This is a genomic window from Halalkalibacter suaedae, assembly GCF_017939705.1.
Classification (GTDB): domain Bacteria; phylum Bacillota; class Bacilli; order Bacillales; family Bacillaceae_D; genus Halalkalibacter; species Halalkalibacter suaedae.
On record NZ_JAGKSQ010000001.1, the window covers coordinates 776,599 to 801,383 of the forward strand.

24 protein-coding genes are annotated in these 24,785 nt (G+C 38.3%); 8 read left to right on the top strand and 16 right to left on the bottom strand.

What is annotated here, in order from left to right; translation table 11 throughout:
* Positions 1 to 162 precede the first annotated feature (162 nt).
* Positions 163 to 669 (top strand): GNAT family N-acetyltransferase, encoded by a 507-nt coding sequence (locus J7W16_RS03685; RefSeq protein ID WP_210595829.1) that lies wholly within the window; start codon positions 163 to 165, stop codon positions 667 to 669.
* A 349-nt stretch (positions 670 to 1,018) separates the two neighbouring features.
* Here J7W16_RS03685 and J7W16_RS03690 read toward each other — a convergent pair whose 3' ends face one another.
* The 5 genes from J7W16_RS03690 to J7W16_RS03710 all read right to left on the bottom strand — a co-directional run bounded on the left by J7W16_RS03690 (position 1,019) and on the right by J7W16_RS03710 (position 5,594).
* Positions 1,019 to 1,573, bottom strand: a complete 555-nt coding sequence (locus J7W16_RS03690; RefSeq protein WP_210595830.1) for a hypothetical protein — start codon at positions 1,571 to 1,573, stop codon at positions 1,019 to 1,021.
* Positions 1,570 to 2,040, bottom strand: coding sequence for a hypothetical protein (locus tag J7W16_RS03695; RefSeq protein ID WP_210595831.1), 471 nt, complete (start codon positions 2,038 to 2,040; stop codon positions 1,570 to 1,572). Before J7W16_RS03695 ends, J7W16_RS03690 begins: the two co-directional genes overlap by 4 nt.
* A gap of 587 nt (positions 2,041 to 2,627) precedes the next feature.
* The gene (locus J7W16_RS03700; RefSeq protein WP_210595832.1) at positions 2,628 to 3,170 is read right to left on the bottom strand and encodes a hypothetical protein; all 543 of its coding nucleotides are present in this window, start codon (positions 3,168 to 3,170) and stop codon (positions 2,628 to 2,630) included.
* A 135-nt stretch (positions 3,171 to 3,305) separates the two neighbouring features.
* Positions 3,306 to 3,548, bottom strand: coding sequence for a hypothetical protein (locus tag J7W16_RS03705; RefSeq protein WP_210595833.1), 243 nt, complete (start codon positions 3,546 to 3,548; stop codon positions 3,306 to 3,308).
* A 351-nt stretch (positions 3,549 to 3,899) separates the two neighbouring features.
* Positions 3,900 to 5,594, bottom strand: coding sequence for a methyl-accepting chemotaxis protein (locus J7W16_RS03710; protein ID WP_210595834.1), 1,695 nt, complete (start codon positions 5,592 to 5,594; stop codon positions 3,900 to 3,902).
* Positions 5,595 to 5,973: 379 nt separating this feature from the next.
* On the opposite strand from J7W16_RS03710, the gene J7W16_RS03715 reads away from it, so the two are divergent.
* Positions 5,974 to 6,315 (top strand): hypothetical protein, encoded by a 342-nt coding sequence (locus J7W16_RS03715; protein ID WP_210595835.1) that lies wholly within the window; start codon positions 5,974 to 5,976, stop codon positions 6,313 to 6,315.
* Between the two features lie 473 nt (positions 6,316 to 6,788).
* Here the strand turns inward: J7W16_RS03715 and J7W16_RS03720 are convergent, their stop codons facing one another.
* Entirely contained in the window at positions 6,789 to 7,301 is a 513-nt protein-coding gene (locus J7W16_RS03720; RefSeq protein WP_210595836.1) for a hypothetical protein, read from the bottom strand.
* Entirely contained in the window at positions 7,294 to 7,506 is a 213-nt protein-coding gene (locus J7W16_RS03725; protein ID WP_210595837.1) for a helix-turn-helix transcriptional regulator, read from the bottom strand. The genes J7W16_RS03720 and J7W16_RS03725 overlap by 8 nt, the downstream gene beginning before the upstream one ends.
* Positions 7,507 to 7,732: 226 nt before the next feature.
* On the opposite strand from J7W16_RS03725, the gene J7W16_RS03730 reads away from it, so the two are divergent.
* Both J7W16_RS03730 and J7W16_RS03735 read left to right on the top strand, forming a co-directional pair.
* Complete coding sequence (locus tag J7W16_RS03730) at positions 7,733 to 7,969, top strand: hypothetical protein (protein ID WP_210595838.1); 237 nt, start codon at positions 7,733 to 7,735, stop codon at positions 7,967 to 7,969.
* A gap of 97 nt (positions 7,970 to 8,066) precedes the next feature.
* The gene (locus tag J7W16_RS03735) at positions 8,067 to 9,161 is read left to right on the top strand and encodes an SMI1/KNR4 family protein (RefSeq protein WP_210595839.1); all 1,095 of its coding nucleotides are present in this window, start codon (positions 8,067 to 8,069) and stop codon (positions 9,159 to 9,161) included.
* 34 nt (positions 9,162 to 9,195) lie between these two features.
* Here the strand turns inward: J7W16_RS03735 and J7W16_RS03740 are convergent, their stop codons facing one another.
* The gene (locus J7W16_RS03740) at positions 9,196 to 10,158 is read right to left on the bottom strand and encodes a 2-hydroxyacid dehydrogenase (protein WP_210595840.1); all 963 of its coding nucleotides are present in this window, start codon (positions 10,156 to 10,158) and stop codon (positions 9,196 to 9,198) included.
* Between the two features lie 552 nt (positions 10,159 to 10,710).
* Here J7W16_RS03740 and J7W16_RS03745 point away from each other — a divergent pair.
* Together J7W16_RS03745 and J7W16_RS03750 are read left to right on the top strand one after the other, a co-directional pair.
* Entirely contained in the window at positions 10,711 to 11,229 is a 519-nt protein-coding gene (locus tag J7W16_RS03745; RefSeq protein ID WP_210595841.1) for an RNA polymerase sigma factor, read from the top strand.
* Entirely contained in the window at positions 11,219 to 12,433 is a 1,215-nt protein-coding gene (locus J7W16_RS03750; RefSeq protein WP_210595842.1) for a hypothetical protein, read from the top strand. Before J7W16_RS03745 ends, J7W16_RS03750 begins: the two co-directional genes overlap by 11 nt.
* A 1,397-nt stretch (positions 12,434 to 13,830) precedes the next feature.
* Here the strand turns inward: J7W16_RS03750 and J7W16_RS03755 are convergent.
* The 7 genes from J7W16_RS03755 to J7W16_RS03785 form a co-directional block, all read right to left on the bottom strand.
* On the bottom strand, positions 13,831 to 14,253 hold the full coding sequence (locus tag J7W16_RS03755) for a DUF3139 domain-containing protein (RefSeq protein WP_246879810.1): 423 nt from the start codon (positions 14,251 to 14,253) through the stop codon (positions 13,831 to 13,833).
* A gap of 138 nt (positions 14,254 to 14,391) precedes the next feature.
* Positions 14,392 to 14,658, bottom strand: coding sequence for a hypothetical protein (locus J7W16_RS03760; RefSeq protein WP_210595843.1), 267 nt, complete (start codon positions 14,656 to 14,658; stop codon positions 14,392 to 14,394).
* Positions 14,659 to 14,803: 145 nt separating this feature from the next.
* Complete coding sequence (locus J7W16_RS03765; RefSeq protein ID WP_210595844.1) at positions 14,804 to 15,376, bottom strand: hypothetical protein; 573 nt, start codon at positions 15,374 to 15,376, stop codon at positions 14,804 to 14,806.
* A gap of 450 nt (positions 15,377 to 15,826) precedes the next feature.
* A complete protein-coding gene (locus J7W16_RS03770; RefSeq protein WP_210595845.1) occupies positions 15,827 to 15,988 on the bottom strand; it encodes a hypothetical protein in 162 nt (53 codons plus the stop codon).
* 46 nt (positions 15,989 to 16,034) lie between these two features.
* Positions 16,035 to 17,891 carry a zinc ribbon domain-containing protein gene (locus J7W16_RS03775; RefSeq protein ID WP_210595846.1) on the bottom strand — a complete coding sequence of 619 codons (1,857 nt, stop codon included), beginning with the start codon at positions 17,889 to 17,891 and terminating at the stop codon, positions 16,035 to 16,037.
* 202 nt (positions 17,892 to 18,093) lie between these two features.
* Positions 18,094 to 19,611 (bottom strand): zinc ribbon domain-containing protein, encoded by a 1,518-nt coding sequence (locus J7W16_RS03780; RefSeq protein WP_210595847.1) that lies wholly within the window; start codon positions 19,609 to 19,611, stop codon positions 18,094 to 18,096.
* A 27-nt stretch (positions 19,612 to 19,638) separates the two neighbouring features.
* Positions 19,639 to 20,139 carry a zinc ribbon domain-containing protein gene (locus J7W16_RS03785; RefSeq protein WP_210595848.1) on the bottom strand — a complete coding sequence of 167 codons (501 nt, stop codon included), beginning with the start codon at positions 20,137 to 20,139 and terminating at the stop codon, positions 19,639 to 19,641.
* Between the two features lie 1,915 nt (positions 20,140 to 22,054).
* On the opposite strand from J7W16_RS03785, the gene J7W16_RS03790 reads away from it, so the two are divergent.
* The gene (locus tag J7W16_RS03790) at positions 22,055 to 23,089 is read left to right on the top strand and encodes a hypothetical protein (protein WP_210595849.1); all 1,035 of its coding nucleotides are present in this window, start codon (positions 22,055 to 22,057) and stop codon (positions 23,087 to 23,089) included.
* A gap of 131 nt (positions 23,090 to 23,220) precedes the next feature.
* Here J7W16_RS03790 and J7W16_RS03795 read toward each other — a convergent pair whose 3' ends face one another.
* Positions 23,221 to 23,952, bottom strand: a complete 732-nt coding sequence (locus J7W16_RS03795) for a hypothetical protein (RefSeq protein ID WP_210595850.1) — start codon at positions 23,950 to 23,952, stop codon at positions 23,221 to 23,223.
* A 367-nt stretch (positions 23,953 to 24,319) separates the two neighbouring features.
* On the opposite strand from J7W16_RS03795, the gene J7W16_RS03800 reads away from it, so the two are divergent.
* Positions 24,320 to 24,700, top strand: coding sequence for a hypothetical protein (locus J7W16_RS03800; protein ID WP_246879811.1), 381 nt, complete (start codon positions 24,320 to 24,322; stop codon positions 24,698 to 24,700).
* The last annotated feature ends 85 nt before the right edge of the window (positions 24,701 to 24,785 follow it).

Here is a 24,785-nt window from a genome sequence, read left to right on the forward strand (position 1 = left end):
TAGCAAACGACATACGGCAAATAGCAGCTTGACCTTTTTTAGGATAAAATAGAACAAAACACCTAGCTTGCAGAAAAGGAAGCTAGCTTTAAAAACAAGTAACGGACTAATGCTATTAGCTAATAAAGCATTATATAATTCCCTCTAGATAGGAGAATCATGATGGATTTTACGATCAGAAACGCCACCGAACAGGATGCAGAAAATATCATTATACATATGAAAAAAGTACTTACGGAAAATCCCGACTATCTAGGTACAACATTAGATGAGTTTACACCAACAGTCGAGGAGGAAAGGGAGTGGATTCGAAAACATTCCGAACAAGGCCTCATGCTAGTGGCTGAATCAAATCACGTCATAATCGGGATGCTCCAATTTCGTTTATCTCAAAGCAAACGCTTTTGTCATAAAGGCTCTCTTGGAATTACTGTACAGGAAGCCTATACAAATCATGGAGTTGGAAGTGCCTTGTTAAAAACATTAATAGTTTGGGCCAAGAAAGAGGAACGAATCGAGAAAATCACATTAGAGGTGTTCTCAAATAACGAGAGAGCCATTGGCTTATATTCCAAACTTGGTTTTGTGGAAGAGGGCAGAATGAAAAAGAATGCGAAACTCGGACCGGATCATTATGTTGATGATATTATTATGAGTCTTTTTCTTTAAAAAGCTCTGCTCCACATCGAATATTTAACAACGAATATGCTGTGGATATCTCTATGTTTCTTAAGGAAAACAGTAAATTGCCCTGTGGATATCTTCTAAATGTGGAAAACCCCGTGTATAACGTACGAGTTATCAACCGTTATCTGTGAAGTGGACCTAAAAAAACACCTCTTGAATCGTATGTACAAATAACGATTCAAGAGGTGGTTTCACATCATTTTGCAGTTACACTTATTGAAAATCACTATGCCAGCAACAGTAAATCGGGAAAATTCCCCTGCATATACTCATTAAATTCCACGTCGTCCAGACCTCTCTTCGTTTATAACTAAACAGTGCCTTCCTTCACTCACCTAGTTACCCGCTCAATAACTTCTCCGTCTGAAGAAAGCCCAGTAACAGTCAGCTCTAGCAGCTCCTCTTCGTTACTACCTATTAAGAACCAACATTTTTCATTCTTGTCATACTCAATAATGGTCGCTTCAGATTCATTTCCTGCTCTTGTGACAACCCTCACTTCGTCAATTTCAGAATCTATGATTTTCCCACTCACCACCTCTGGATAACCGGAAAAATTAGTTGAAAATCCTGAAAAAGACAAATCTAATTTATGATCCATATTAATTGGAGAAGCCTGTCCTCCTAGATGCTCCCAGCCCCAAAATCCTTTTCTAAAAACTCCTGTCACAAAAAATCTATCGTCTGTTGGTCCTCGTTCAAAGAATACAATTGCTTTATCTTTATCCAAATATTCAATATGTGCTACCTGAATCATCGGGTGGTTTAGCGAATGAACAATCTCCTCAATTTCTTGAGCGTCCTCTTTGAAAGTGAAATTTATTAGATAGACTCCCAGAATGATCACAGAGACAATAATCAAAACAACCGTTGTCTTATTAATCAAAAATCCCCCCTGCAATAGGCCTGTAATTGGTTCTCCATTAATTGTACGGACTCATGCAAAGCTGCATTCGAATCCTTTTGAAGAAGGTCTTTAAAGTAGAGTGTGTACGCTCTAAAATAGGCCTGAAAAAAATCATCAAATTCCCCCTGAAATACGGTTCGTGTCTGTTTATCGTAATGGCTATATTCCTTTATTGTAAGGAATCTATCGGTTTTTCTTAGAGTATACTCCAGCGCATTTTCGAACGTTTCAATCGGATTAGAAGTAGACTCTTTATATTTCCTTAGTTCAATTAGGTTACTATATAAATCTAAAATTAAAGCGTCATGAAAAGTTGAATGACAAATTTCAATTTTATCCCCTTTTTGTTGGACAAAGATCGTTAAACAACAACCTAAATAATCCCCGATTTCAAAAGGTTGACCAACCATATCTTCATATACATCTACAGCTAAAATTATCTTCATCACCAATGCTCCTTTTAATTCAATCGAAAAGAGTCATCCCGGCTTCTTGAAGGAGTGCCCCCGTTACTTCCATCTTCTTACCGTCAATCAATATTTAAAAAGTAGTCAAAGTCACTGTCGGTTTCTTCCTCATTTCCTTTTCCATCAAAATAAACTCTAATCGGAAGCCTACTCCAGTCACTGTCCCTATAATACTAATTTTCACGAGCTTCTACCTTTTGAAGATCACCTTGAAAGACAACACCTTGTTCAGCTCTTGCTCTCGATACTTTAACAGTGCTCTTATTCTTTTGTGAAGAAGTCTAGACTAATTAATCCTATAAAACCTATGAAACTTATTAAGAATAATAGAGTTAATGTATCAGGAAAATAATTCAAAGCCTGTGAGGTTGGACCTATTAACATTATGATTGATAAGATTATTTTTATAATTAACGCTTTCTTTTTACTAAGCTTTTTCTTCATTTTCCACCCCAATAGTCATGCAATTGATAACCAGATCACTCAATCCTTTCTTCTTTAAGGATTGACCCGTTAGTTCAAATAGTAATCTAACCTTACTATCAGGCGAATAATACAATTAACAGTTAATGTATATTCAAAAAGAAATCAAACCCACTTATTAGTTGAATCACATATTCATACTCTTGCTCATTGTTGTTTCCGAGCTCTTTCAAAATTATGTTATCTTCGTCATTAAAGTAAGAATATAACGGTTTTTTCCCACCGTCATTACTTTCATAATAAATACCTTTATCTTCAGTAACTCTTATCATATCACCCTCAAAATATAGTTGTGGTATTACACCTTTAACATCACCTTTTGGAAACTCAAACAGACCAGCTTTTTTATAGTAAGAAATAATCTCTTCTTTGCTTAAAGAAGTTGAAAATCGTTGATAGACAACGACAACCCATTCCCCGCTCGAAATACTCCCCCATGGATGACCGTTATACTGCTTTTCTTCGATCAATGTTGTTTGCGTTGGAATAGGATAATCAAAGAGTTGTTGTGCAAATCTCTTAGATACTCTGTCTTGATCAGTGGTTATATATGCTATTCCGGAAATAAGGATGAGACATCCGATCATAGCTACGATAAATTTCGGGTTGAAAATGGTTTTAAACATTCAATAATTCACACCCTTTTTATAATCGTTTCAATATCATGCTTTTGTTCTTCATTCCTTAAATTCTGAGATTGATATGAGGATCATGAGAAATATAATTGGAGTAGTAGTCACTATTTCACCTACTACAGAGAGTCAACAATAACCCTCTCCTTTTGTTTTTGCCTTTTTTACAAGTATTCTTGATAGGATCAAAGTTATTAAAACAGGAAAGGCTTTTATCGCAATTCTAAAAAATTCGTTTAAAGGAGGATTAAAATGCCAAAGTAAGACTTCTATTATTAGTGCAAATCCTGCATAAATAAATAACACTACTATTATTTGCCTGGCTAGACTCATATTGCCTCCAACTTGTTCCCGCAACGGTTCATCTCTCATTTCAAGCTCTGCTGATAAGTCTAGCTTCAAAGCTAGGTACAAGAACAGTTTCTTTTACTGTTAGTTTAACACCGCTTTCCTTTTTCTGGAACAAAAAAAAGAATACCCCTTCTTGTCAAAGAACGCACCCATTTTAATAAATAACAATTATATATTCTGTTGTCCTTTATCATTTCTTTTTTTACTGAAGGAAACCCAAGAATAGTATATTATCCAAAAAGGTAATCCCCAAAAAAGTATTCTAGAATTTTGAGGTAAATAAATGATGAGCAAAGTTATTATGATCAACAAAAAGCATGCCAATCAAAATTCGAATTGGCATGCTTTTTTAGTTAAATTCCTTCTATTTTCTTAGTTCACTTTAAATTTACTAATCAACTCTTGAAGCTCTTCTGCCATTGCTGATAAGGCATTAGCCGATGATGCGATTTCCTCCATCGAAGCGAGTTGCTCCTCATTTGCTGCGGCCACTTCTTGTGTGCCTGATGCTGAAGACTCCGCTACACCTGTGATGACTTCCATTGATTGTGCGATTTGTTCAGAGCCTGCTGCCATTTGTTGAACGGCTGAGGAAATTCCTTGAATCTGTTGAGTTACCCCATCGACAGATAACTGAATTTCGTCGAACGATTGGCCTGCACTGTTGATAACACCAATTCCTTCTTCGACTTCCTTTGACGTGTCCTCCATAGACGTTAGGGCTTTATGCGTTTCCTCTTGAATCGCTGAGATTAACTGCGAAATTTGCTGGGCGGAGTCTGCTGATTGTTCAGCTAATTTACGAACCTCATCAGCAACGACTGCAAACCCACGTCCATGATCGCCAGCCCTCGCAGCTTCAATCGAGGCATTTAAAGCTAGTAAATTAGTTTGTGCTGCAATTCCACCGATCACTTCAACGATGTTCCCTATATGACTTGATCGATCGCCTAATTCTTTGACAATCGCCTCCAAGCCACTAACGGACTGGTTAATTGAATGCATCTGATTCACAGCCGTTTTGATGACACGTCCTCCATCTAACGCTTTTTCTGATGCTGCCATTGCTGCATTAGAGACATCCATCGTCTGATTTGCAACTTCATTTACACCAATTGACATCTCCGAAACGGTTTGAGACGTTTCTTCGACGCTCTGAACCTGTTTCTCAACTCCAGATGAAACTTCCTGCATCGTATTGGCAACCTGTTCCGTTGCTTTCGTTGTTTGTTCAGAACTCGCAGTAAGCTCTTCAGCCGATGCAGCAACTAGTTCTGATGTACTGTTCACCTGCTGAATGACACTCTTTAAATTCGTTTTCATATCATTAAAAGATTGAGCTAAGTCACCAATCTCGTCACTATTTTTCACTTTAATATCATCTATCATTAGATTTCCAGCTGCAATTTCTTTCGCACCCTCTGCAAGCTTGATAACCGGCTTAGAAATGATACGACCGATATAAAGAGCGATAACAACCCCAGCTATCAATCCGATGACACCTAATATTAGAACGAATAGTTTCACCGAAGCAACTCGATCAGATGTCTCTTTACTAACTTGATTTAGTTCAGCATCTTGAAAATCACTGAACTCTAACGCTTTTTCGTCAAAGCGGTTAGAAATATCGCGTCCCTGTGTAGCAACTAAATTAGTATATTCCTCTGTCTGATTATTACGTTTTAATTCAATGATAGTAGCAGCGTATTGCTGATATTCTCCTGATAATTGATTAACCTCTTCAAGTAAGGTAACAGCCTTAGGATCTGTAACAATTCCCTGTAATTCCTGACTTAATTCTAAAAAGTCTGTATGTGATTCCGAAAAAGCATTGAGAGCTGTTTCATCATTCACGACAAGATAACCACGTAATCTACTCTGCTGCTCTTTAATTTCAATATTCAGCTCTTTAATGAGAATAACCTTCTTAGCTTGGACATTGATTAAGTTGCTGTAAGAAGAATCAACAGAGGCAATTTGATAATAACCTACGGTGACCGTTATTGCTAAAATAGACAAAACTGAAAAAAAACCTAAAAACAATTTTTTACTAATTGTCATTTTCATTTCATTCATTCTCCTAGATTCATGATGTTGGTTTAGTCACAAGTAAATTCACTTTTTCAAGATAGGTTAATGTAATTACGCTCGTCTTCATCTCCTTTAAGAGTAATTTAGATGATATCATCGGAATATATTTCTATAATCTAAGTATATTTCACTAGTCAGATAGCGTATATAGCTCCTGGAGAGGGGTTCTAGAAAGGAGAATGAGTAGGTTTCGGACTACAAGCACTATAAAAATACCAATGTTTAGTAAATCAACCTAATTAAACGAAAATCCAGCCATTCCACAGCTTTTTTCATAAAAAGAAGATCATCGTGCGGCTATATGCTGTTGTTCACCTAGGGACTAGCTGCACTTATGAGCCGGGGACGGTTATTTATGAGCCTGATTCGAGTAGTTATGAGCCGAATCTGCTATGTTATGAGCGGCATTCGCACATTTATGAGCGGCACTCAATATTGGCTGGCTTTTTCATTCAATAAGCTCTTCATTCAACCTAATTTAACGAAAATCCAGACATTCCAAAGCTTTTTTCATAAAAAGAAGATCATCTCACAGCTATATGCTGTTGTTCACCTAGGCACTAGCTGCGCTTATGAGCCGGGGACGGTTATTTATGAGCCGGATTCGACTAGTTATGAGCCGAATCTGCTATGTTATGAGCGGCATTCCAACATTTATGAGCGGCACCCAATATTGGCTGGCTTTTTTATTCAATAGGCTCTTCTTTCAACCTAATTTAACGATAATCCAGCCATTCCAAAGCTTTTTTCATACGAGGAAGATCATCCCACAGCTATATGCTGTTGTATACATAGGCACTAGCTGCACTTATGAGCCGGGGACGGTTATTTATGAGCCTGATTCGACTAGTTATGAGCCGAATCTGCTATGTTATGAGCGGCATTCGCACATTTATGAGCTAAAAGGCAGAATGAGAGGATACAACAAAAAGAGGCTGAGACATTACTAAAGTGTCTAATTGAAATACCGAACAATACAATTATCTAGCGGATGAAATATACGTAGACTCCTGCGGGATCTAAAAGCCAAGGGTGAGACCCCACAGACGTAGACGAGGAGGCTCACCGGCTTCCCGCGGAAAGCGAAGTATATTTCAGGAGCGGTTTATGTCCGCCAGCTGTTGTTATTCGGATTTTATATTAGCCAAATCACTTTTGTCCCAGACTCTTTTATTCTTCTATATAGTGACGAATTTCACGATAGTATAAAGCATTTTGAATGATTAAGGTAAGAAATATAATGACTATAAATATATATCGATCAATCGGAAACAGCATAATCACCACAATTAACGGTAGCATTTGTGAATAAAAAGAATATACTTTTTTTGTGGCATTCCGTGTAACCTGATTAAACATTTCATCGTCTTCTAAGAACTCATTGGGGGTTAGGAGAGTAAAAGCATTTAGCTTTTGGTTTAAATGAAGTTTATTATGACGTCTAATTCTAATAAAATAACTAATGAAAAATAGTATTAACAGAACAGCCCCAAGAATAATAGAAAATACTCGAAGTAGTTCAAGATTAGGGACTACTCTTCCGTTTTCAAGGCGAAAAGCACCCGTAAAATCATTAAATAGCATGTCAGCACAATAGACGGCACCATATGTAAAAATGATTAGTATCACAAATAGAGCTATGTTCCATAAAGGAAACTGTACACGAAAATCGTTTTTATTCATCTTCATCCTCCTCCTCTAACCAAAATAGTTCGTCAACCTGAACCTTCAAATGTAAGGCCAATCTCAAAGCCAACGTAATTGATGGTGAAAATCCTCCTTTCTCAATAAAACCAATCGTTTGTCTTGTTACACCAACACGGTTTGCTAATTCAGTCTGTGAAAAGCTGTGCCTAGCTCTCAATTCCCTTACTCGATTCCGAAGCATCTCATACTCCTTTCCAGGAACATAGGTTAACTTTCATATACATAATGTAATGTATAGTTAACATTACGTCAATGATAATTAACATTTTTTGTATCTTCAAATGAACCAGACACTAAAGGGTAAGGTCCAATCATCTTACGAAACCACTCCTAACAAAGGAAATTAATGCTAAAATATAAGGGTAGGAGCATTCAATTGGTATTTCAAACTAGGGGGTCTAAATGGTTTGAAAAATGAATCTAAAAAGGATCGTTCAAGAAAGAGTATCGGGAAATCTGAGAAAAGATGGCGTATTATTGATGCAATTTTTACAAATGGTTTCTTTGGTATGTTCTATGATAGTGAAAAGGCAAGGAAGGATGGAGATAGTAAGCGATTTAACCGAATGATCGTTGGTGCATTAGTGGGGATATTGATTTCATGTATTGTTTTCGGTACTACTTTTTATATCTTATTACAGTAAACCTTACTCCAAGCGATGTTCTTTGGTGCAGTCGCTACCGCTAATAGCAAGTCTATTGTCACTTCATAACTAACTTAAATTTTTGGAGGAAAGCAAAATGAAAGAGATATGGCTGGATGATTGCGATAGTGAGTTAGACCCTTTTACAGATAGGGACTTGGCGAAGGTGGAGCAGCAGCTGAAGGTCAAGCTGCCGAATGCGTACATAGAATTAATGAAGGAGAAGAATGGCTTTTACTTAAGTCGAAATTGGTACCCAAGTTCGGAGCCAACGGATTGGGGAGAAGCAGCTATTCAACTTGACTCATTGCTAGGAATTGGTTTACAAGAAGGAAGTATTTCTGAGAATGGCTACTTACAGCAGGAATGGGAAGTTGACCCGAAATTAATCATCATTTCCTTAAACCCACCGGAATTCGTCTGTCTCGATTACAGAGCTCACCAAGGGGATCAGCCACCAATTTCCTACATCAATGTGGATACAATGCAAGACTTTTTGCTTGCTCCGAATTTTTCTGAATTTATTAGGGGATTACATGCTGAGGAGCCTGAGGAAGAGGCTGTCATCGAGGCGTCGGAAAAATACAATTTTGATGAAGTGATCAAGCATTATGCAGAGATAGCAAGAAGAGGTCGAACGGATAATGAGATCAAACGTGATATTACGTTAACATTAGAAGATGCAAAACCAGCTAAAGTGATCCGCTTATTTGATGAAACATTAGATCTGCGGAATGCAAACATTGAAGAATATCTAGTTAATCTGGTGAAGGTCCATGAAAATGCGAAGGTTCGGGAAAACGTTGCTAGCTATCTAGCAGATTGTGCGGAGGGTCTGAAGCTGACCCTTGAACGAGAATTTGTTGAAAGAACGCTCATCGAGATGCGTGACGATAAGAAAAAAAATGTCCGTTTCTTTGTTGATATGGGACTTGCCTTTCTTGGAATTATTGATATCGCCACATTAGATATTGAAGTTTTCCCGAGACCGGGAGTGATTACACGAAAAGATCAAGAGGATGGTAACTATTTCATTTATCCTGGATTTGACGAACCTATTGCTCGACTCCACATCGTTAAAATGGAGGTTGAGTCTGAAGAACTTTGGCACTCAATTAAAGAAAAGCGAAACTATCAGATTGGCTATCGATGGAATACCCATAAGTATGCAACATTAGTGAGTATCAAGTAATCAGCAGAGCAGGGTTTGCGGATCCTCCGAAAAATTAAACAACGATATACTTTGGTTTCTTGTCCTGTAGTGCAAGGATTAGATTATCTGCAGCTAGATTCCCCATATTAACTCGTGTTTGAATACTAGCACTCCCTATATGTGGGAGTGTTGTCACGTTTCTAAGTGTAAGAAGAGGATGGTCAAGTGGGACGGGTTCAGTTTCAAACACATCAAGACCGGCTGCCCAAATGTCCCCTTTAACTAATGCATGATAGAGTGCATTTTCATCTACAATTCCACCACGAGCCGTATTAATCAAAATAGACGATTTCTTCATCAATGATAGTTCACGCTCACCTATCAAGTGTTTGGTTTCATCGGTAAAGGGCACCATCAAAACAACAAAATCAGATTCTTTTAATAAAGTATCTCTCTCAACATAGGTCAAATTCAACTTTTTCTCAGACTCAGGCTTACGATTGCGATTATGATATAGAACATCCATCCCAAACCCTTTTGCTCTTCTGGCAACCGATTCACCTATCCGCCCCATGCCAATGATCCCAAGTGTTGAACCATATATATCTTGGCCTGTTAATTGCATCGGTGACCATGTTTGCCATTCTCCTTTTCTTAAGTAGTCAGAGGCTTCAACAATCCTCCTTGCGGAAGCCATTAATAAGGAAAACGTTAGATCGGCAGTTGTTTCTGTTAATACATCAGGCGTGTTCGTAACTGTTATTCCTTTTTCCTTTGCAAGTGCAATATCAATATTGTTATAGCCCACTGCCATATTACTGATCACCTTTAATTTTTTTGCCTTCTCTAAAAGGTCAGCATCGATCGTTTCTGTAAGCATACAAAGGATTCCCTCGACATTCATGATCTCTTGCTCTAGGATTTCACGCGGGACAGGCTTTTCTTCTTCATGCCACATTCTAACCTCACATATTTCTTCTAGCTGGCACACAACGCTAGCTGGTAATTTTCTTGTTATATAAATCTTTGGCTTCACTGAAATCACACTCCTATCTAATAGACTATGTATAATGACGAATCATCCTCATAAATGATCTTTTCGATATTCTAACCATTTAGGTGCTTCAGCCAGTTGAATCATCGTATTCTCTCCCTTTTCATCTAAGGGCAAAACTTCTATTATTGCATTCGGCATAACATGACGAATCCCTTTTGATACAGATGAAAAGAAATCTTGTGTAGTAACCGAACGCCTGGCTCTTCCATTCACGTATTTTTTAAAATGAACGAATTTATCAGGAAAGTCAGTATGTTCGTCTTCTCATTCGATAAGTTCGAAGGGCATAACAGTATGTTAATATGGTTCATGATTCATACAATTTGAAATTAATATTAATTTTGTAAACACCACCTTAGTGCATCAATCATCCAGAAGTTTTCTCTTCACACTATTTCCTATTGATACTTTTCATATAAGGTTCACTATGAAGAAGCTCTAAATAAATCCCAATTTATTCCGATTTACAACGCAACTTTATTTAACCTCACACGTCCATTTATTGACTTTTAAAAAATAAGGGGGATTTCTATGGATCATGCAGAGAAAAAGAAGTTGATTCAAGATTGGTATAACCAATACAGTAAACAGATCCTAAAATACATCGCACTCATGACAAAGGATTATTCTCAAGCAGAAGATTTAACGCATGAAACATTTCTAAAGGCCTACGATTACATGGACGGTTTTAAAGGACGCTCTCATATTAAGACATGGTTATTTAGAATTGCCCATAATACGACCATTGACTACCTCAGGAAGAGAAAGCCTCTTATGTTTGTGAAAGGAATTCTTGATCAAGTATCTGAGCGAACACCTGAACAGATTGTTATTGAAGGAGAAGAAGCAGTGACGTTTTACGAAGCACTACACAGAATCAAGCCTAAATATCGGGAAGTCATTATCCTTCGGAAGGTGAAAGGGTTCTCCATTAAAGAAACAGCTGAAATTCTAAGCCTAAATGAAAATACACTTAAGTCTCTATTGAGGCGTGGTTTAGTGGAGCTTGGTAAACAGTTAAAGGAGGAGGGATTTAGCTATGAAGTATAAGGATGAACATCCATTTGATGATAAATTAGAGCGTTTGAATCACTCTGTGTATTTAGATGAAACGAAACATAAAGAGCTAGGTCAACGACTGATGTATAGTTTAGATAAACGACCGAAAAGAAACATCCTACTAAAAACGGTTAAGTACACCTCTAGCCTCGCCGCTATTGTTCTTGCCTGTCTGATTGGATACCAGGTTGCTCAACATTATTTCCTGCAAGAAGAAGTTGTTCCCGCTCCTCCTAAGACAGTTATTGATGAAACTAAGCCCGATCAGAATCAAATAGACATCACAAAAGCTAGTCAGGTGGCAGATGCAATCGTAGAACGGAATGATCTCAAGTTAGCTAAGGATATTGCTGATTTATCAGCTAGTTACACAAAGGATGACTTCTCATTACCTCTTTCAGAAATTGAGAAAAATGGTAAGTTTGACTTTGATAATTCCGTGCATGAAACATTAGAAACACTTCTTTCTTATGTTCAAGAGAATAATTATCCTGACGAAGTTGAAACATTTTTTCACTCGATTCATCAAAATTTTGTACCAAATGAGCTTCTTACTAATCAACATACATTAGAATCTGTATACGCCATATTTGAGATTATGAAAGAGCGCGGGTTCTATGCAGAGGACGAGGACAAACCTGAAGCAACAGAAAAAGAACCTGAAATGCCTAAAGATGAAGACACTGTTGTTGAGGAAGAACCACTTACAGAAGAACAAGAAGAACAAAGATCTGATGAACCAGTAGATCCCATCACCGTTAACAATAATCGGATTTCCGACCCTGAGTTCCTTGCTTATGTGGAGCAAGGTCAGATTAAAGGGATTGACGTGATCATAACAGAAACTCCTATTGATCAGTGGGGTCAACCTGATGAAACCACTGATTCAGAAGGCGGATATAAATTGTATTATGAAAGCTGCCAATGTCATTTGGGAGTAGCCGCTCATAGTTACAAGCCAAATCAATCTTCTCAACATGGACTTAAGGTCACTACGATGCATTTAGATATCCACTTAACAAAGGAAGAAATCCTCGCTTCGCTAGGCAAGCCGTCTCTTTCAGAGATTAGCGAAATGGATTCTAAATATTTCATTAGATATGAAGTGGGTTCCTATCTCCTTACCTTCTATAGCCCAACAGATGATGACACTCTCTTCAACTCTCTTGCCTTACGAGTGAATAATAATGAATGAACGTGGGGACGGTTCTTTTGTTTCCACTACTAATATGGGTAACAGTAACTCTTTAGTTGAATCGATGACCTTCAATTAAAAGAAGCAGACCTCCTAACAGCCATATTCAGCTGTTTACGGCAGGTCTGTTTTCGCTTTATGAGCCGGGGATCGGTATTTATGAGCGGATGTAGCTGTATTATGAGCCGGATTGGTCTCTTTATGAGCGGGATTCACACATTTATGAGCCGCACCCCATATTGGCTGGATCTTCCATTCACTTTTAACTTTAAAATGAACTAATCTATCTAACTTCCAGCCAAATTTCATAGCTTTTCCTCTGAAGCAGACCTCCTCACAGCCATATTCAGCTGTTTACGGCAGGTCTGTTTTCGATTATGAGCCGGGGATCGGTATTTATGAGCGGATGTAGCTGTATTATGAGCCGGATTGGTCTCTTTATGAGCGGGATTCACACATTTATGAGGCGCACCCCATATTGGCTGGATCTTCTATTCACTTTTAACTTTAAAATGAACTAATCTATCTAACTTCCAGCCAAATTTCATAGCTTTCCCCTGAAGCAGACCTCCTCACAGCCATATTCAGCTGTTTATGGCAGGTCTGTTTTCACTTATGAGCCGGGGATCGGTATTTATGAGCGGATGTAGCTGTATTATGAGCCGGATTGGTCTCTTTATGAGCGGGATTCACACATTTATGAGCCGCACCCCATATTGGCTGGCTCTTCTATTCACTTTTAACTTTAAAATGAACTAATCTATCTAACTTCCAGCCAAATTTCATAGCTTTCCCCTGAAGCAGACCTCCTCACAGCCATATTCAGCTGTTTATGGCAGGTCTGTTTTCGATTATGAGCCGGGGATCGGTATTTATGAGCGGATGTGGCTGTATTATGAGCCGGATTGGTCTCTTTATGAGCGAGATTCACACATTTATGAGCGGCACTCCATATTGGCTGGATCTTCTATTCACTTTTAACTTTAAAATGAACTAATCTATCTAACTTCCAGCCAAATTTCATGACTTTTCCTCTGAAGCAGACCACCTCACAGCCATATTCAGCTGTTTATGGCAGGTCTGTTTTCGCTTTATGAGCCGGGGATCGGTATTTATGAGCGGATGTAGCTGTATTATGAGCCGGATCGGTCTCTTTATGAGCGAGATTCACACATTTATGAGCGGCACTCAATATTGGCTGGCTCTTCTATTCATATTCTCTTTAAAATGTACTAATTTATAGTCAAGTCCGTACTTTTCTGTAAAATCTCAGAAGCAATGGTCCTACCGATTTAGTTTGTTCTGATTTTTGTCTGGAAGGGGGATATTGATATAAAAAAAAGTAACCGCTGCTGATCAACACTCGCAACCGTTACTTTAATATCATCTTTATTCTTTTATCTGTTATCCAAATATCCTATACATTCTTGTTCACTATGAATGGTTTTTTCTGTAGTCATTTCTGCGTATGTATTACTCGTAATCAATGTTTCTTTTTCACAAAATTGCACAACATTTTTTCCGTTTTTTGTTACTCCATATAGGTATTCTAATTGAGGTTCGTCTTTGAAGATTACTTTGTAATGACCATGATACACATTATTATTAATTGAATGTTTCGTTTCAATATACAATTGTTTCAATATATCCTCCTCCCCATAGCCCATATCTTCCAAGTGGGAAGGAATATACTTATTTGCAAGATACCTTTCATAAGGATTCCCATTATTAAGGACATAAATAAAAGCAAAAGGAATTGAAGCCATTGCTAAGATAATAATGATTAAACTTGTGATTAAAACATTTTTTTTAGTAAACAAACCAATCCCTTCTTTCTCATTCTTCCCATTATCATAAATAGCATTGAAATATCGTACTCCTGTACCTCAATAAGAAGAGACCCATCCCTGCTTCTTGAAGGATTGCCCCCTCCCCCGTTACTTTAGTATGAAAGAAAATTAAAAATATAAAAAATAAGAAAGAATAAAAGTTACTATTATAGAAAGCAAAACTCTTAACCAAGTTATTTTTTTACTTACACCTGCTTTTGATTCTAAATAATTGATGTAACTTATTAATAATAGAAAACCAAAAAGGACAAAGTAATACCCTTCCAAGTATCCATTCTCAAAAAGATTAATTGCTCCCAGCAGAATTAAAATTGTCCCAACTCCACCAAAAAAGATAATTAAATACGAAACCTTTTTATCATCATTTTCATTCACCCGAACCAACCCCCACACCCATATTTCTACAAACAAAAAAAAGCGTTCCTACTATCTTATTGCTTTTTTTACTACCCTGCTCCGTCTATTCAATATGAAAAGAGCTGCCGCTGCAACTCCTTGTTAAACTCTCGCACCCGTTAATTTAGGAGGGACTATTGAATTCTTGCAACAATAATTCTAAATCATATTTCAAGTTGCTTCTTGTCTCGATATCAAATTCTCCTTGTGCTTCTTTTATAGGGTATTTTTGTTTATGGATTATATAATGTTTTAGTTTTAAGTAAGCGGTTAAAGGAAAATCAAAACCATCCCACTCTTCTCTGTAACCAATGATTCCATGTCTTTTTATTAGTACATCTAGTTCTGTTAAGACATTCATAATAAAATCATCATATGGGTATTCCGTTTTTATTAGTGTTTTGGTTTTATCCTTATTGCCTTCATTTTCATAATACACTGCTTTTATGTTCAGTATATTATTTTCTTTTAATTCAAAAGACCAAATAATTCCCTCTGGTTCACCCTCCCATTCACACTCAGTTTCTCTTCTTGTCTCATCTTTCGGTACACAAAAAGAGTTTAAAAGCATTAGCGACCTTAGAAAGTCATACAAACAATCAGTTAAATAACTTGCTGTAAATTCTAATTTCTGTCCATTTACTTCCACAATACAAGTAGCCCATCCGGTTCCACTTAAAGAATATTTAAACTTCACTTCCCTCTCACCTACTTCCATAAATATACTACTACATTTATGTTATCACTACTTTATGTTCAACAAAACTACTAAGATAGTGACTACTGCGGTTCTGCAAGCACACCTGACTGTTAAAAAACAGTTATTCAATCATCATCTTTGTTTACAGTGTACTTTAAGATATCATTTTTCATTACTTCTATTAACTTCTTTTGCATATCGTGTTGCAGATTATCCTCTAATATCCTCATGACACCTATTTTTCGCTTCATCTAATGTGAACGCACACTCAAGATCAGACATTTATGAGCGGTACCCAACATCGGCTGGCTCTTCCATTCATATTTAACTTTAAAATCATCTAATTTATCTAACTTCCAGCCAGATTCTCAGCTTTTCCGGAGCAGCAGACCTCCTCACGGCCATATTCAGCTGTTTATCGTAGAGGGAGCTGTGGTTATGAGCGGATTATCCTGACTTATGAGCGAGATTGGCTGTATTATGAGCCGAATCGGACTCTTTATGAGCGAGATTCGCACTATTATGAGCCGCACCATCACCGGCCGGCTCTTCCATTCCTACGCTCTCTTCTAGTAACGATTCGGTATAGCTACTTACACAAAAAAACAAAAAAAAAGCACCTTTTAACAAGGTGCTTTTTTTATAATGTATCCTATCATTCAACTTCTTTTGTTTCTATTAATTTATACAGCTTCGGTCCTTCATCAGTGATTGACACCTCATAGCTAGAGTCAAACCTTTTAAATGAAGATGTTCCATCCTCATAATAAATGTAGTATTCCTCATACATGGCTACGTGGTATTTATTATCACCTTGATCCGTAATATCAACGACATCTATATAATAGAGATCTTCTGTGATTCCTTTTTCTTCTAGGTAATTAATATAGTCTGATACTTCTTTTGCATATTCAGAGGAGGCTGGGTCAATTTTATCCTCAACAATGCTGAAATCTCGACTATTAATCGCTTGTATGGATGATTCCACAAATGACTTCACAAACGGTCCAATCTCTCCGACAAGTAGCTCAGCCGTTATTGATTCAAATACAGGTGATTCTTCAAGCTGCTTTCTCTGTTCCCCCACATCAATTGCTAACGTTTCAAGAGTTTCCCCTTCTAATCCCCAGATGTAATCTACGTAATCGATCACCCATCCCTGTGCTTGATCGTGCTTAAAGTGGAAACGGTATGCATTTGTCTCCTCCTCTAATGATATCTCATCACCAGGATAGACCTCATCACTCATCCACGTATCTTGAACCGAGACCGATACAAACCACTGCCCATCCTCTTCTTCTAATTCAAATGAATCTAAATCCACTTGAACATCGGTCAAATATCCGGCAAAGTCCCAATACTCGCTTATGTTATCATCATAGGCTGTTGAAACGAAATCTGTGACAGCAAACGAATTTGCTTCTAGTAAGCTCTTATCTTGATAAGCAAGTGCTTTAGAATAATTTAAATAAAAGGCTTCTACTTCACTGAGTATGTCATTTCTTTGATCGCTATTCATCTCTAGACCGACCCATTGGTAGTAGTCCTCAATTGCCACTTCAGGACTCTCAACCTTACCAAACGGAGTCTCTTTTTCTAGTTTAACCATCATTGAACCGTCCAGGAGTACCGGTCCCACTTCGGCATTAGATGCAGTTATACCAGTATCGACGCCATCTATCCATATAGTGGCATCTGAAGCATTAGTCTCGATCGAAAAATAATCAACATCTACATATAGGTCCCAGTGGTCACTAGGAGTGAAATGGGCAACTTCAATCTCTTTCTCTAGCTCAACAAATTCAGAGGATAAATGTGCTGTGACTAGATAATTACCAGGTAACACAGGACCTAGACTTATATGACCATCATGAAATTCCGGAGAGACTTCCTCCCCGTTAACTGAGAAGGTTAAATCGAGCTCTTCGTAATTTGAATATAAGTTGATAGGGAATGCTTGCATGATAAAGTCATAGTTATCATAGAACAAAAACTGTTTTCCACGCTTCTCAAATGTGATCAACTGTGTCCCTTCTTCTATAAAATCTCCACTAGCTTCTTGTGCAAGCACTGAGATTCCGTTGGAGCGAGAATCTTCGTGAAGAGCAGCTAGAAGCTCTTCTTTCTCATGTGGAAATTCATTCAAATACACGAGTAAATCCTTAATATGCTCTTCCGTAATTTCAAGTGATTCATTGGAGGACTCTATCATTCCAATAATTCCTTTGACATCCTCTTCCTCTATGTACTCTGTAAACTGATTCAATTGCTTGCCCTTATCAGTATACGACTCACCAAATTTATACAAACCGAAGCCAATAACGGCTATGGCAATAACTCCACCTACAATTAGTTTTGTTTTTTTCGATAATGTACTTAAAGAAGGGAGGGTTGCTGCTTTCGATCCTTGTTTCCCAGATCTTTGACTCTTTTGGGTCAGCTTCGCCCCGCACTCATTACAAAATTCCTTTGACTCTTCGACTTTCGTCCCACAGGATGTACAGAATTTCATCTCTTTTCTCCTTCCACCTTTCAAATACCGCCGAATAAGCTGGGGCTGTCTCAAAGGCGATAATTTCAACCTTTACAGACACCCCCTACCCTACGTATAGCGAAGTCGCTACTTTTTTTACCTCCCTTTACGGGTAAAAAGGTACGTAGCAAAACAGAGCTATTGCCAACCTTCAAATATTGAAATAGCTCCAACACGTACGTTAAGCTGATTGATTATGCTCATACAATTGCTCTGTCTGACGGTTTGTTAGCATAACAGCAACATAGGAAACCACAAATGCCATAATCCCACTAATAATAAACGTACCAAACGTTGAAAATCCAAGTGAGAACGAATAAAAATCTGAAAAGCTAGTGCTAAATGAAAGTCTAGAAATCGTTACAAACACAGCATTAATCAAACCAAACACAACTGAATAGACAGCTAACTCTACTAGCATGTTCCCTTTCGTTGCTTTGCGTAATTGATTACCTGCCCAAAAATGAAGAGCAACTGGAACAAGAATAATAAGCCAGATCGACCCACTAATCACTTCGTTAATTGTCTCTTTAAAGCCTTCTTCATCCTCAGTTGCTTTGGCTCCACCTAAGAGAGAGTAACTAGCCTCAATCGATTCTTCCCAGTCGGCTACTTGTAGTTGAATGGACTCGAACTGAGCCACGTTCCATAGATAGCCACCTAATTGAGAGCCGACAATCAGTTTCAGAGAATCTTCCTCATATTCCAGTGCTTCACTCGTAAAGCTAATACCGAGACCAATCACCATTAATGCGAATAGACCAACGACTGCACTAAGGATAGCCCTAGCTATAGAAAGACTATAGGCTTCATTATTGAATCGCTGCCCTTTCGCCAATCCAATCATCGCACCAACCGTTAAAAACAAGAAGCTAATCACGAATGCATTGAAGACACTCTCGATAAAAGAATAGTCTGCCGATAGAGATATATCACCTAAGAAGCCCGATGGATCCGAGTATTCAAAGGACACCCCTGCAAATAAGCTAATAATACCAACAATGACAGAATACATAATTGAAAGAGATAGAACTTGAGTTAGGCGTTGCCCCATAGAACGATCTGCTTCACTACGGTTTAACAGAAACCCTACAATAATAAAAACTATCGCCGGAATAATAATAAGTAAAAAGAGACCACTTGTTGACTCTAAATAACCGCTAAACATCACGGAATTTGCGACATAACTGACACTTGTCATGTGACTGAGCATAAAGATATCTGTAAAAGAGATTAATTTAAATGCACTCCCGAGCTCAGCTGCGTCCATGTAAAATTCAGAACTTAGCATATCTAGAAAATAAGTATTAATTCTGGAACTAATAATAATTGAAATGACCAACAAAGCCGCAAGCGAGATCCCACAATAGATTGCAGAATGAACAAGTCGTTGAGGGTGTAGTAGATTGGATAGGAATGACTGCCCACTCCCTCCAGGAAGAGAATGATTTTCCCCTTGTCTTGATTGAGATGAGATATTAACCTTATGTTCTTGTTTTTCTTTTGTTTTTTCTAACGAGGTACCACATGACATACAATAAATCGCAGTTGAACCATTTTCGTGACTACAACTTTGGCAATATTTCATTGGTTCACGATTGACTTGGACCGACTCACTTATCGCTGTTAAGGGCGCTCCATCATTTATGCAGTATTGAGTACCTTGACTATTCTTAAACCCGCACTGATTACAATACAAATGTCTTCAACCTCCTTTTCTCTCTATTTAACTCGCTACCTTTGTCCCGCAGCATGGGCAGAAATTGGCTTCTGCTGGAACATCTTCCTCACAGTTAACACAAGGTTCGCCTTCAGCAGACTCTAAGGCAGCGGCAACCTCTACCTGTTCACCACAACCTCCACAGAACTTAGCACCTTGATCATTTGCTGTTTGACAAGACGGACAAATAATTGATTGATCATCTTGACCTAGACTATTTAATTCATGTACCTTCTGAGATGCTTTGTATAATTGATGATCAAGTCCTACTAGCTTAGTAGTTAATTCAATCAGCTCAGGATCGACAATCTCCCCAGTACGAATTTTTTTGTAGGTTGTTTGACCAACCTCAAGCAATGCCCTTGATTTCTTCGTAGCAATCTCATTCATCTCTTTCTTCAGACGATTAATTTCTTGAACGACTTGTAGCCTTTGCTTTCCTTGCTCAATCCCACCTTGAAACTTCGAAAGACCTTCACCTAATTTTGATTGCAAGTTATTACTCACATCCTACAGCTCCTTTTTTTCGTTTAACACTAGTGAATTTTTGTAGCTACAAATGAAAATTCTGCTAAACTATTCATCATTTTTTTACATAATTCTTTATTATTCTACACAGAACTCCATACTGAGTAAATCTTTTTATGTAAACCGTAGGGGGGAAACGTAGGGGAAACGTAGGGGAAACGTAGGGGGAAACGTAGGGACGGTTCTTGCGTTTCCAATAATAGGGACCGCCCCCTATGAGATGCCAATAAAAAAGTAACTACCTAACTCTAAGATGACGGGTGGTTACTTCTTTATTAATGACGAGTCCGATAAATGCAATAAATAGCAACATCAAGATTAGCTTTGATGTTATTCGGCTGGCTTTTCCATTCACATTTAACTTTAAAATGATCTATTTTATCTAACTTCCAGCCAGATTCTCAGCTTTTCCGGAGAAGCAAACCTCCTCACGGCCATATTCAGCTGTTTCTCGAAGGGCCAGCTGCGGTTATGAGCGGATTAGCCTGACTTATGAGCGGAAGTTGCTTTGTTATGAGCCGGATCCGATACTTTATGAGCCAGATTTGCACTATTATGAGCCGCAACCAACATCGGCTGGCTCTTCCATTCACATTTAACTTTAAAATCATCTAATTTATCTAACTTCCAGCCAAATTTCATAGCTTTTCCTGAGAAGCAGACCTCCTCACGGCCATATTCAGCTCTTTCTCGAAGAGGTAGCTGCGGTTATGAGCGGATTAGCCTGACTTATGAGCGGAAGTTGCTTTGTTATGAGCCGGATCCGATACTTTATGAGCCAGATTCGCACTATTATGAGCGGCACCCCACATCGGCTGGCTCTTCCATTCACATTTAACTTTAAAATCATCTATTTTATCTAACTTCCAGCCAAATTTCATAGCTTTTCCTCAGAAGCAAACCTCCTCACGGTCATATTCAGCTGTTTCTCGAAGAGGTAGCTGCGGTTATGAGCGGATTAGCCTGACTTATGAGCGGAAGTTGCTTTGTTATGAGCCGGATCCGATACTTTATGAGCCAGATTCGCACTATTATGAGCGGCACCCCACATCGGCTGGCTCTTCCATTCACATTTAACTTTAAAATGATCTATTTTATCTAACTTCCAGCCAGATTCTCAGCTTTTCCGGAGCAGCAGACCTCCTCACGGCCATATTCAGCTGTTTATCGTAGAGGTAGCTGCGGTTATGAGCGGATTATCCTGACTTATGAGCGGAATTTGCTTTGTTATGAGCCGGATCCGATACTTTATGAGCCAGATCCACACTATTATGAGCCGCACCCAACATCGGCTGGCTCTTCCATTCACATTTAACTTTAAAATCATCTAATTTATCTAACTTCCAGCCAGATTCTCAGCTTTTCCTCAGAAGCAAACCTCCTCACGGCCATATTCAGCTGTTTATCCAAAGGCTAGCTGCAGTTATGAGCCAACTATCGATACTTATGAGCGAAAGTAGCTGTATTATGAGCCGGATCCGATACTTTATGAGCCAGATCCACACTATTATAAGCCGCACCCAACATCGGCTGGCTCTTCCATTCACATTTAACTTTAAAATGATCTAATTTATCTAACTTCCAGCCAGATTCTCAGCTTTTCCGGAGCAGCAGACCTACTCACAGCCATATTCAGCTGTTTATCGTAGGCCCGTCTTCACTTATGAGCCAACTAGCGAGACTTATGAGCGAAAATAGCTGTATTATGAGCCGGATCCGATACTTTATGAGCCAGATCCACACTATTATGAGCCGCACCCAACATCAAAGCTGGCTCCTCCATTCACTTTCCTTTTTACCTAACCTAATTTTTTTATACTTCCTCTCTCACAAATTTGCTATAATTATTGAACTAGGACTTTTTACATATAAAATGATAAATTTAGGAGGAACAATGGATCAGAATCAAGATTGGATACGAACACAAGTAGGTTCAACACATCATAAGGTCGCAATCTACTTATTTCCATTAGTTATTTTTCTCGGATATATACATCCACTATTATTTGGAATTGGATTATTAGTCTTCTTTCTAGTTACTTCATTTCGCATGCTGAAATCGATGCTTTTCTGGATGATTATTCTAGGGTTAATTTCAGTTATATTACCTTTTCTAGCACCGATCATCTTCATTGTTATGCTGGTCTTATTTTTTATGCGTATTGGTTATGTTATCAACAACTGGCGACCGTTTGTTTCAGGTATTCTTCTTTACGGTGTTTCTGCCGTTTTGATTGGACGTTCTGTGTATTTGCATGGTTATTACTATTTACCGAACAGCGTTATGATCGAAGGACTTATCATTAGCGGACTTAGTTTTGTCGTTCTTCATTATTTACTTAAATGGCTCTATTCATATAACTATACTAGTTATGCTGCTCTAGGCATTATGGGAAGTGTACCTGTCATCATCATTGCTTTCGTTCTTCCTTTTTTAAAGCTGCATGTCGGTGGTGAATTCTTTGCTAGCGAAACAGCAGTTGAAACGAAACAGGGTAAAGGAGGAGTAGCTTTTGGTGAAACGAAGCTAGTTAGCGGAGAACCTGTTGGAACGAAGACTTCCGTATCAGGTGAACCACTTGTTCAAGTGAAGGATCATGTTAGGACTGCCCCTGATGGCGACCCTACCAATAATTTATCGTACGAGGGCCCGGACAAAAAAGCACCTAATACTGAATTGGTATATGTTGACGATTATGTTAGGACCGCACCAGACGGCGACCCTACCAATAACTTATCTTATCAGGGTGTGAGTCATAACCCTGCGACAGCAGATGCAGAAATAGCTGGTGCAAGTGATGCCGGTCATACGAAAGAAACGTCTAGTACTAACAAAATCTTAGAAAACATCCAAGCCGCTATTCCTGGTCAAACAGCAACTGACCAGCTTTTAAGAGAATTAAAAAAACAAGAAAAAGATACGAATTAACGACTACTGGCTCTACCCACCACCCCTTGGGATAGGCTATAAAAATAAGTAACCACCCAACTCTAGTAGAATCGGGCGGTTACTTATTTGTGTTAGTGACGTGTATTAAGAGGAAACACGAGAACCGTCCATTAGCCAACAATCAACAGCAGTGCCACATACCCAATTGCCCCTAATGAAAACGCCCACGTGCTGCTTTCACGGTCTTCGGGCAGCTCTTCTTTCAAGACATTCAATATAATCGCACCAGATAAAAAGGCAAAAAGTAAGGCTAGTGTTGATTCGGGAATTTCAGTTAAGACACCAATTCCCCATCCTAGCATGACAGCTAGAGCCAATAACCACCGACCAATACGATTATAAATATCTTTGTGATGAGTACGTAAGCCATAATCGACGACAATGAAATGTAATGACATCGCGATCACATATAAAATCAAACTTAATAGTCCCTCTGTATCTCTATGAATAAGTAAGTATCCAATTAGACCGTTATAGAATGAAAAGGAACTAATATGTAGCCAGAAAATTTCTCTCTTTGGTTGGCTTTTACCTGTGTCTTGCTGATTTTCCTTCTGTGATTTCTTAGCAATTCTCTCTAACGCATAAAAGGTGACTAGTCCAAGCATGGCAAGTAAATAAGCATGATGCTCTAAATAAGAAAGCAAAAATCCGTTATGCTCGATTGACTCTTGATGTTCATTTAGTTCAGGTAAGATATGAATGAATACATATCCAACAGATACGCCGCCACCTAATGAAAGGAATCGACTTCTAGGAATTACTTGTATAAAACGCATATTCTTAGCAAAAATATGCATCCCCGCTAAGATGAGTGCAAATGCAAACGCGGTTAGGTGCATACCGTCACCTCCTCTATATGCTTTTTCCCATATAACCTTTAATCTATTCAGTATGACAAGCATTTTTTCACAAAAAACAACGTATATAAACGAAGGTCCCACAGCTATGTAAGAAGCACCTACTCTTTTATTTTCTCTACTACGAGCATTTAGAAGTAGGAGCCCGCCCAAAAAAGCGGAATACCAAAATATAATTTCATCTGTTAGACAGAAGGAAATTAATGTAAAATAAAGAAGTGGGCTTACTCGGAATCGAGGAGGCGGCTACGTTGAGAGGTCCAAAGTATGGAAGGACATTACATACGGCAACCTATTAAATTGAAAAAATTTCTCGCTTTGTCCCGTGAATGGATAAACAGTTAGGGGGATGGACTTTTTGAAAAAGACCTTACTTGTTGTGTTGCTCATGTTTGTATTATCGTTTGGATTTATTGGAGTGAGGTTCGGTAGTGCATTAATTCAAGAAGGAAACCCTATTCCATATTTAGTTTCAATTATGAAGCTCGAATTATCAAATAAGGGATATGAACAAGCTGCAGATACATTGAATGAGACAAGTTATGTCTCAGCAGAGAAAGAATACCCCAGTGTGGTAATCGATTTTATGAAGGAAAAGGATTGGGACTATAAAGAACAAATTGGTTCTGGACTTGTATTTGAAAGGAGTCAAGAAACGATTACCATAAGCACAAGAAAGTATTCAAAGAACTATTTTTTATGGAATGTTCCAAATGAGGTTCTCAACTAACGACTGCAATACTTAGGATTGGATTGTATGGCATAGTATAAGGAGCAATCCTGAAGAAATTCCCCGACTAATTATCACTTAGTCT

Bases quoted from the DNA above. Each gene is read 5' to 3' on its own strand.
- J7W16_RS03685 (WP_210595829.1), top strand. From the start codon at position 163: ATGGATTTTACGATCAGAAACGCCACCGAACAGGATGCAGAAAATATC.
- J7W16_RS03695 (WP_210595831.1), bottom strand. From the start codon at position 2,040: ATGAAGATAATTTTAGCTGTAGATGTATATGAAGATATGGTTGGTCAA.
- J7W16_RS03700 (WP_210595832.1), bottom strand. From the start codon at position 3,170: ATGTTTAAAACCATTTTCAACCCGAAATTTATCGTAGCTATGATCGGA.
- J7W16_RS03705 (WP_210595833.1), bottom strand. From the start codon at position 3,548: ATGAGAGATGAACCGTTGCGGGAACAAGTTGGAGGCAATATGAGTCTA.
- J7W16_RS03710 (WP_210595834.1), bottom strand. From the start codon at position 5,594: ATGAAAATGACAATTAGTAAAAAATTGTTTTTAGGTTTTTTTTCAGTT.
- J7W16_RS03715 (WP_210595835.1), top strand. From the start codon at position 5,974: ATGAGCCTGATTCGAGTAGTTATGAGCCGAATCTGCTATGTTATGAGC.
- J7W16_RS03720 (WP_210595836.1), bottom strand. From the start codon at position 7,301: ATGAATAAAAACGATTTTCGTGTACAGTTTCCTTTATGGAACATAGCT.
- J7W16_RS03725 (WP_210595837.1), bottom strand. From the start codon at position 7,506: ATGCTTCGGAATCGAGTAAGGGAATTGAGAGCTAGGCACAGCTTTTCA.
- J7W16_RS03735 (WP_210595839.1), top strand. From the start codon at position 8,067: ATGAAAGAGATATGGCTGGATGATTGCGATAGTGAGTTAGACCCTTTT.
- J7W16_RS03745 (WP_210595841.1), top strand. From the start codon at position 10,711: ATGGATCATGCAGAGAAAAAGAAGTTGATTCAAGATTGGTATAACCAA.
- J7W16_RS03750 (WP_210595842.1), top strand. From the start codon at position 11,219: ATGAAGTATAAGGATGAACATCCATTTGATGATAAATTAGAGCGTTTG.
- J7W16_RS03775 (WP_210595846.1), bottom strand. From the start codon at position 17,891: ATGAAATTCTGTACATCCTGTGGGACGAAAGTCGAAGAGTCAAAGGAA.
- J7W16_RS03790 (WP_210595849.1), top strand. From the start codon at position 22,055: ATGGATCAGAATCAAGATTGGATACGAACACAAGTAGGTTCAACACAT.
- J7W16_RS03795 (WP_210595850.1), bottom strand. From the start codon at position 23,952: ATGCACCTAACCGCGTTTGCATTTGCACTCATCTTAGCGGGGATGCAT.
- J7W16_RS03800 (WP_246879811.1), top strand. From the start codon at position 24,320: ATGGACTTTTTGAAAAAGACCTTACTTGTTGTGTTGCTCATGTTTGTA.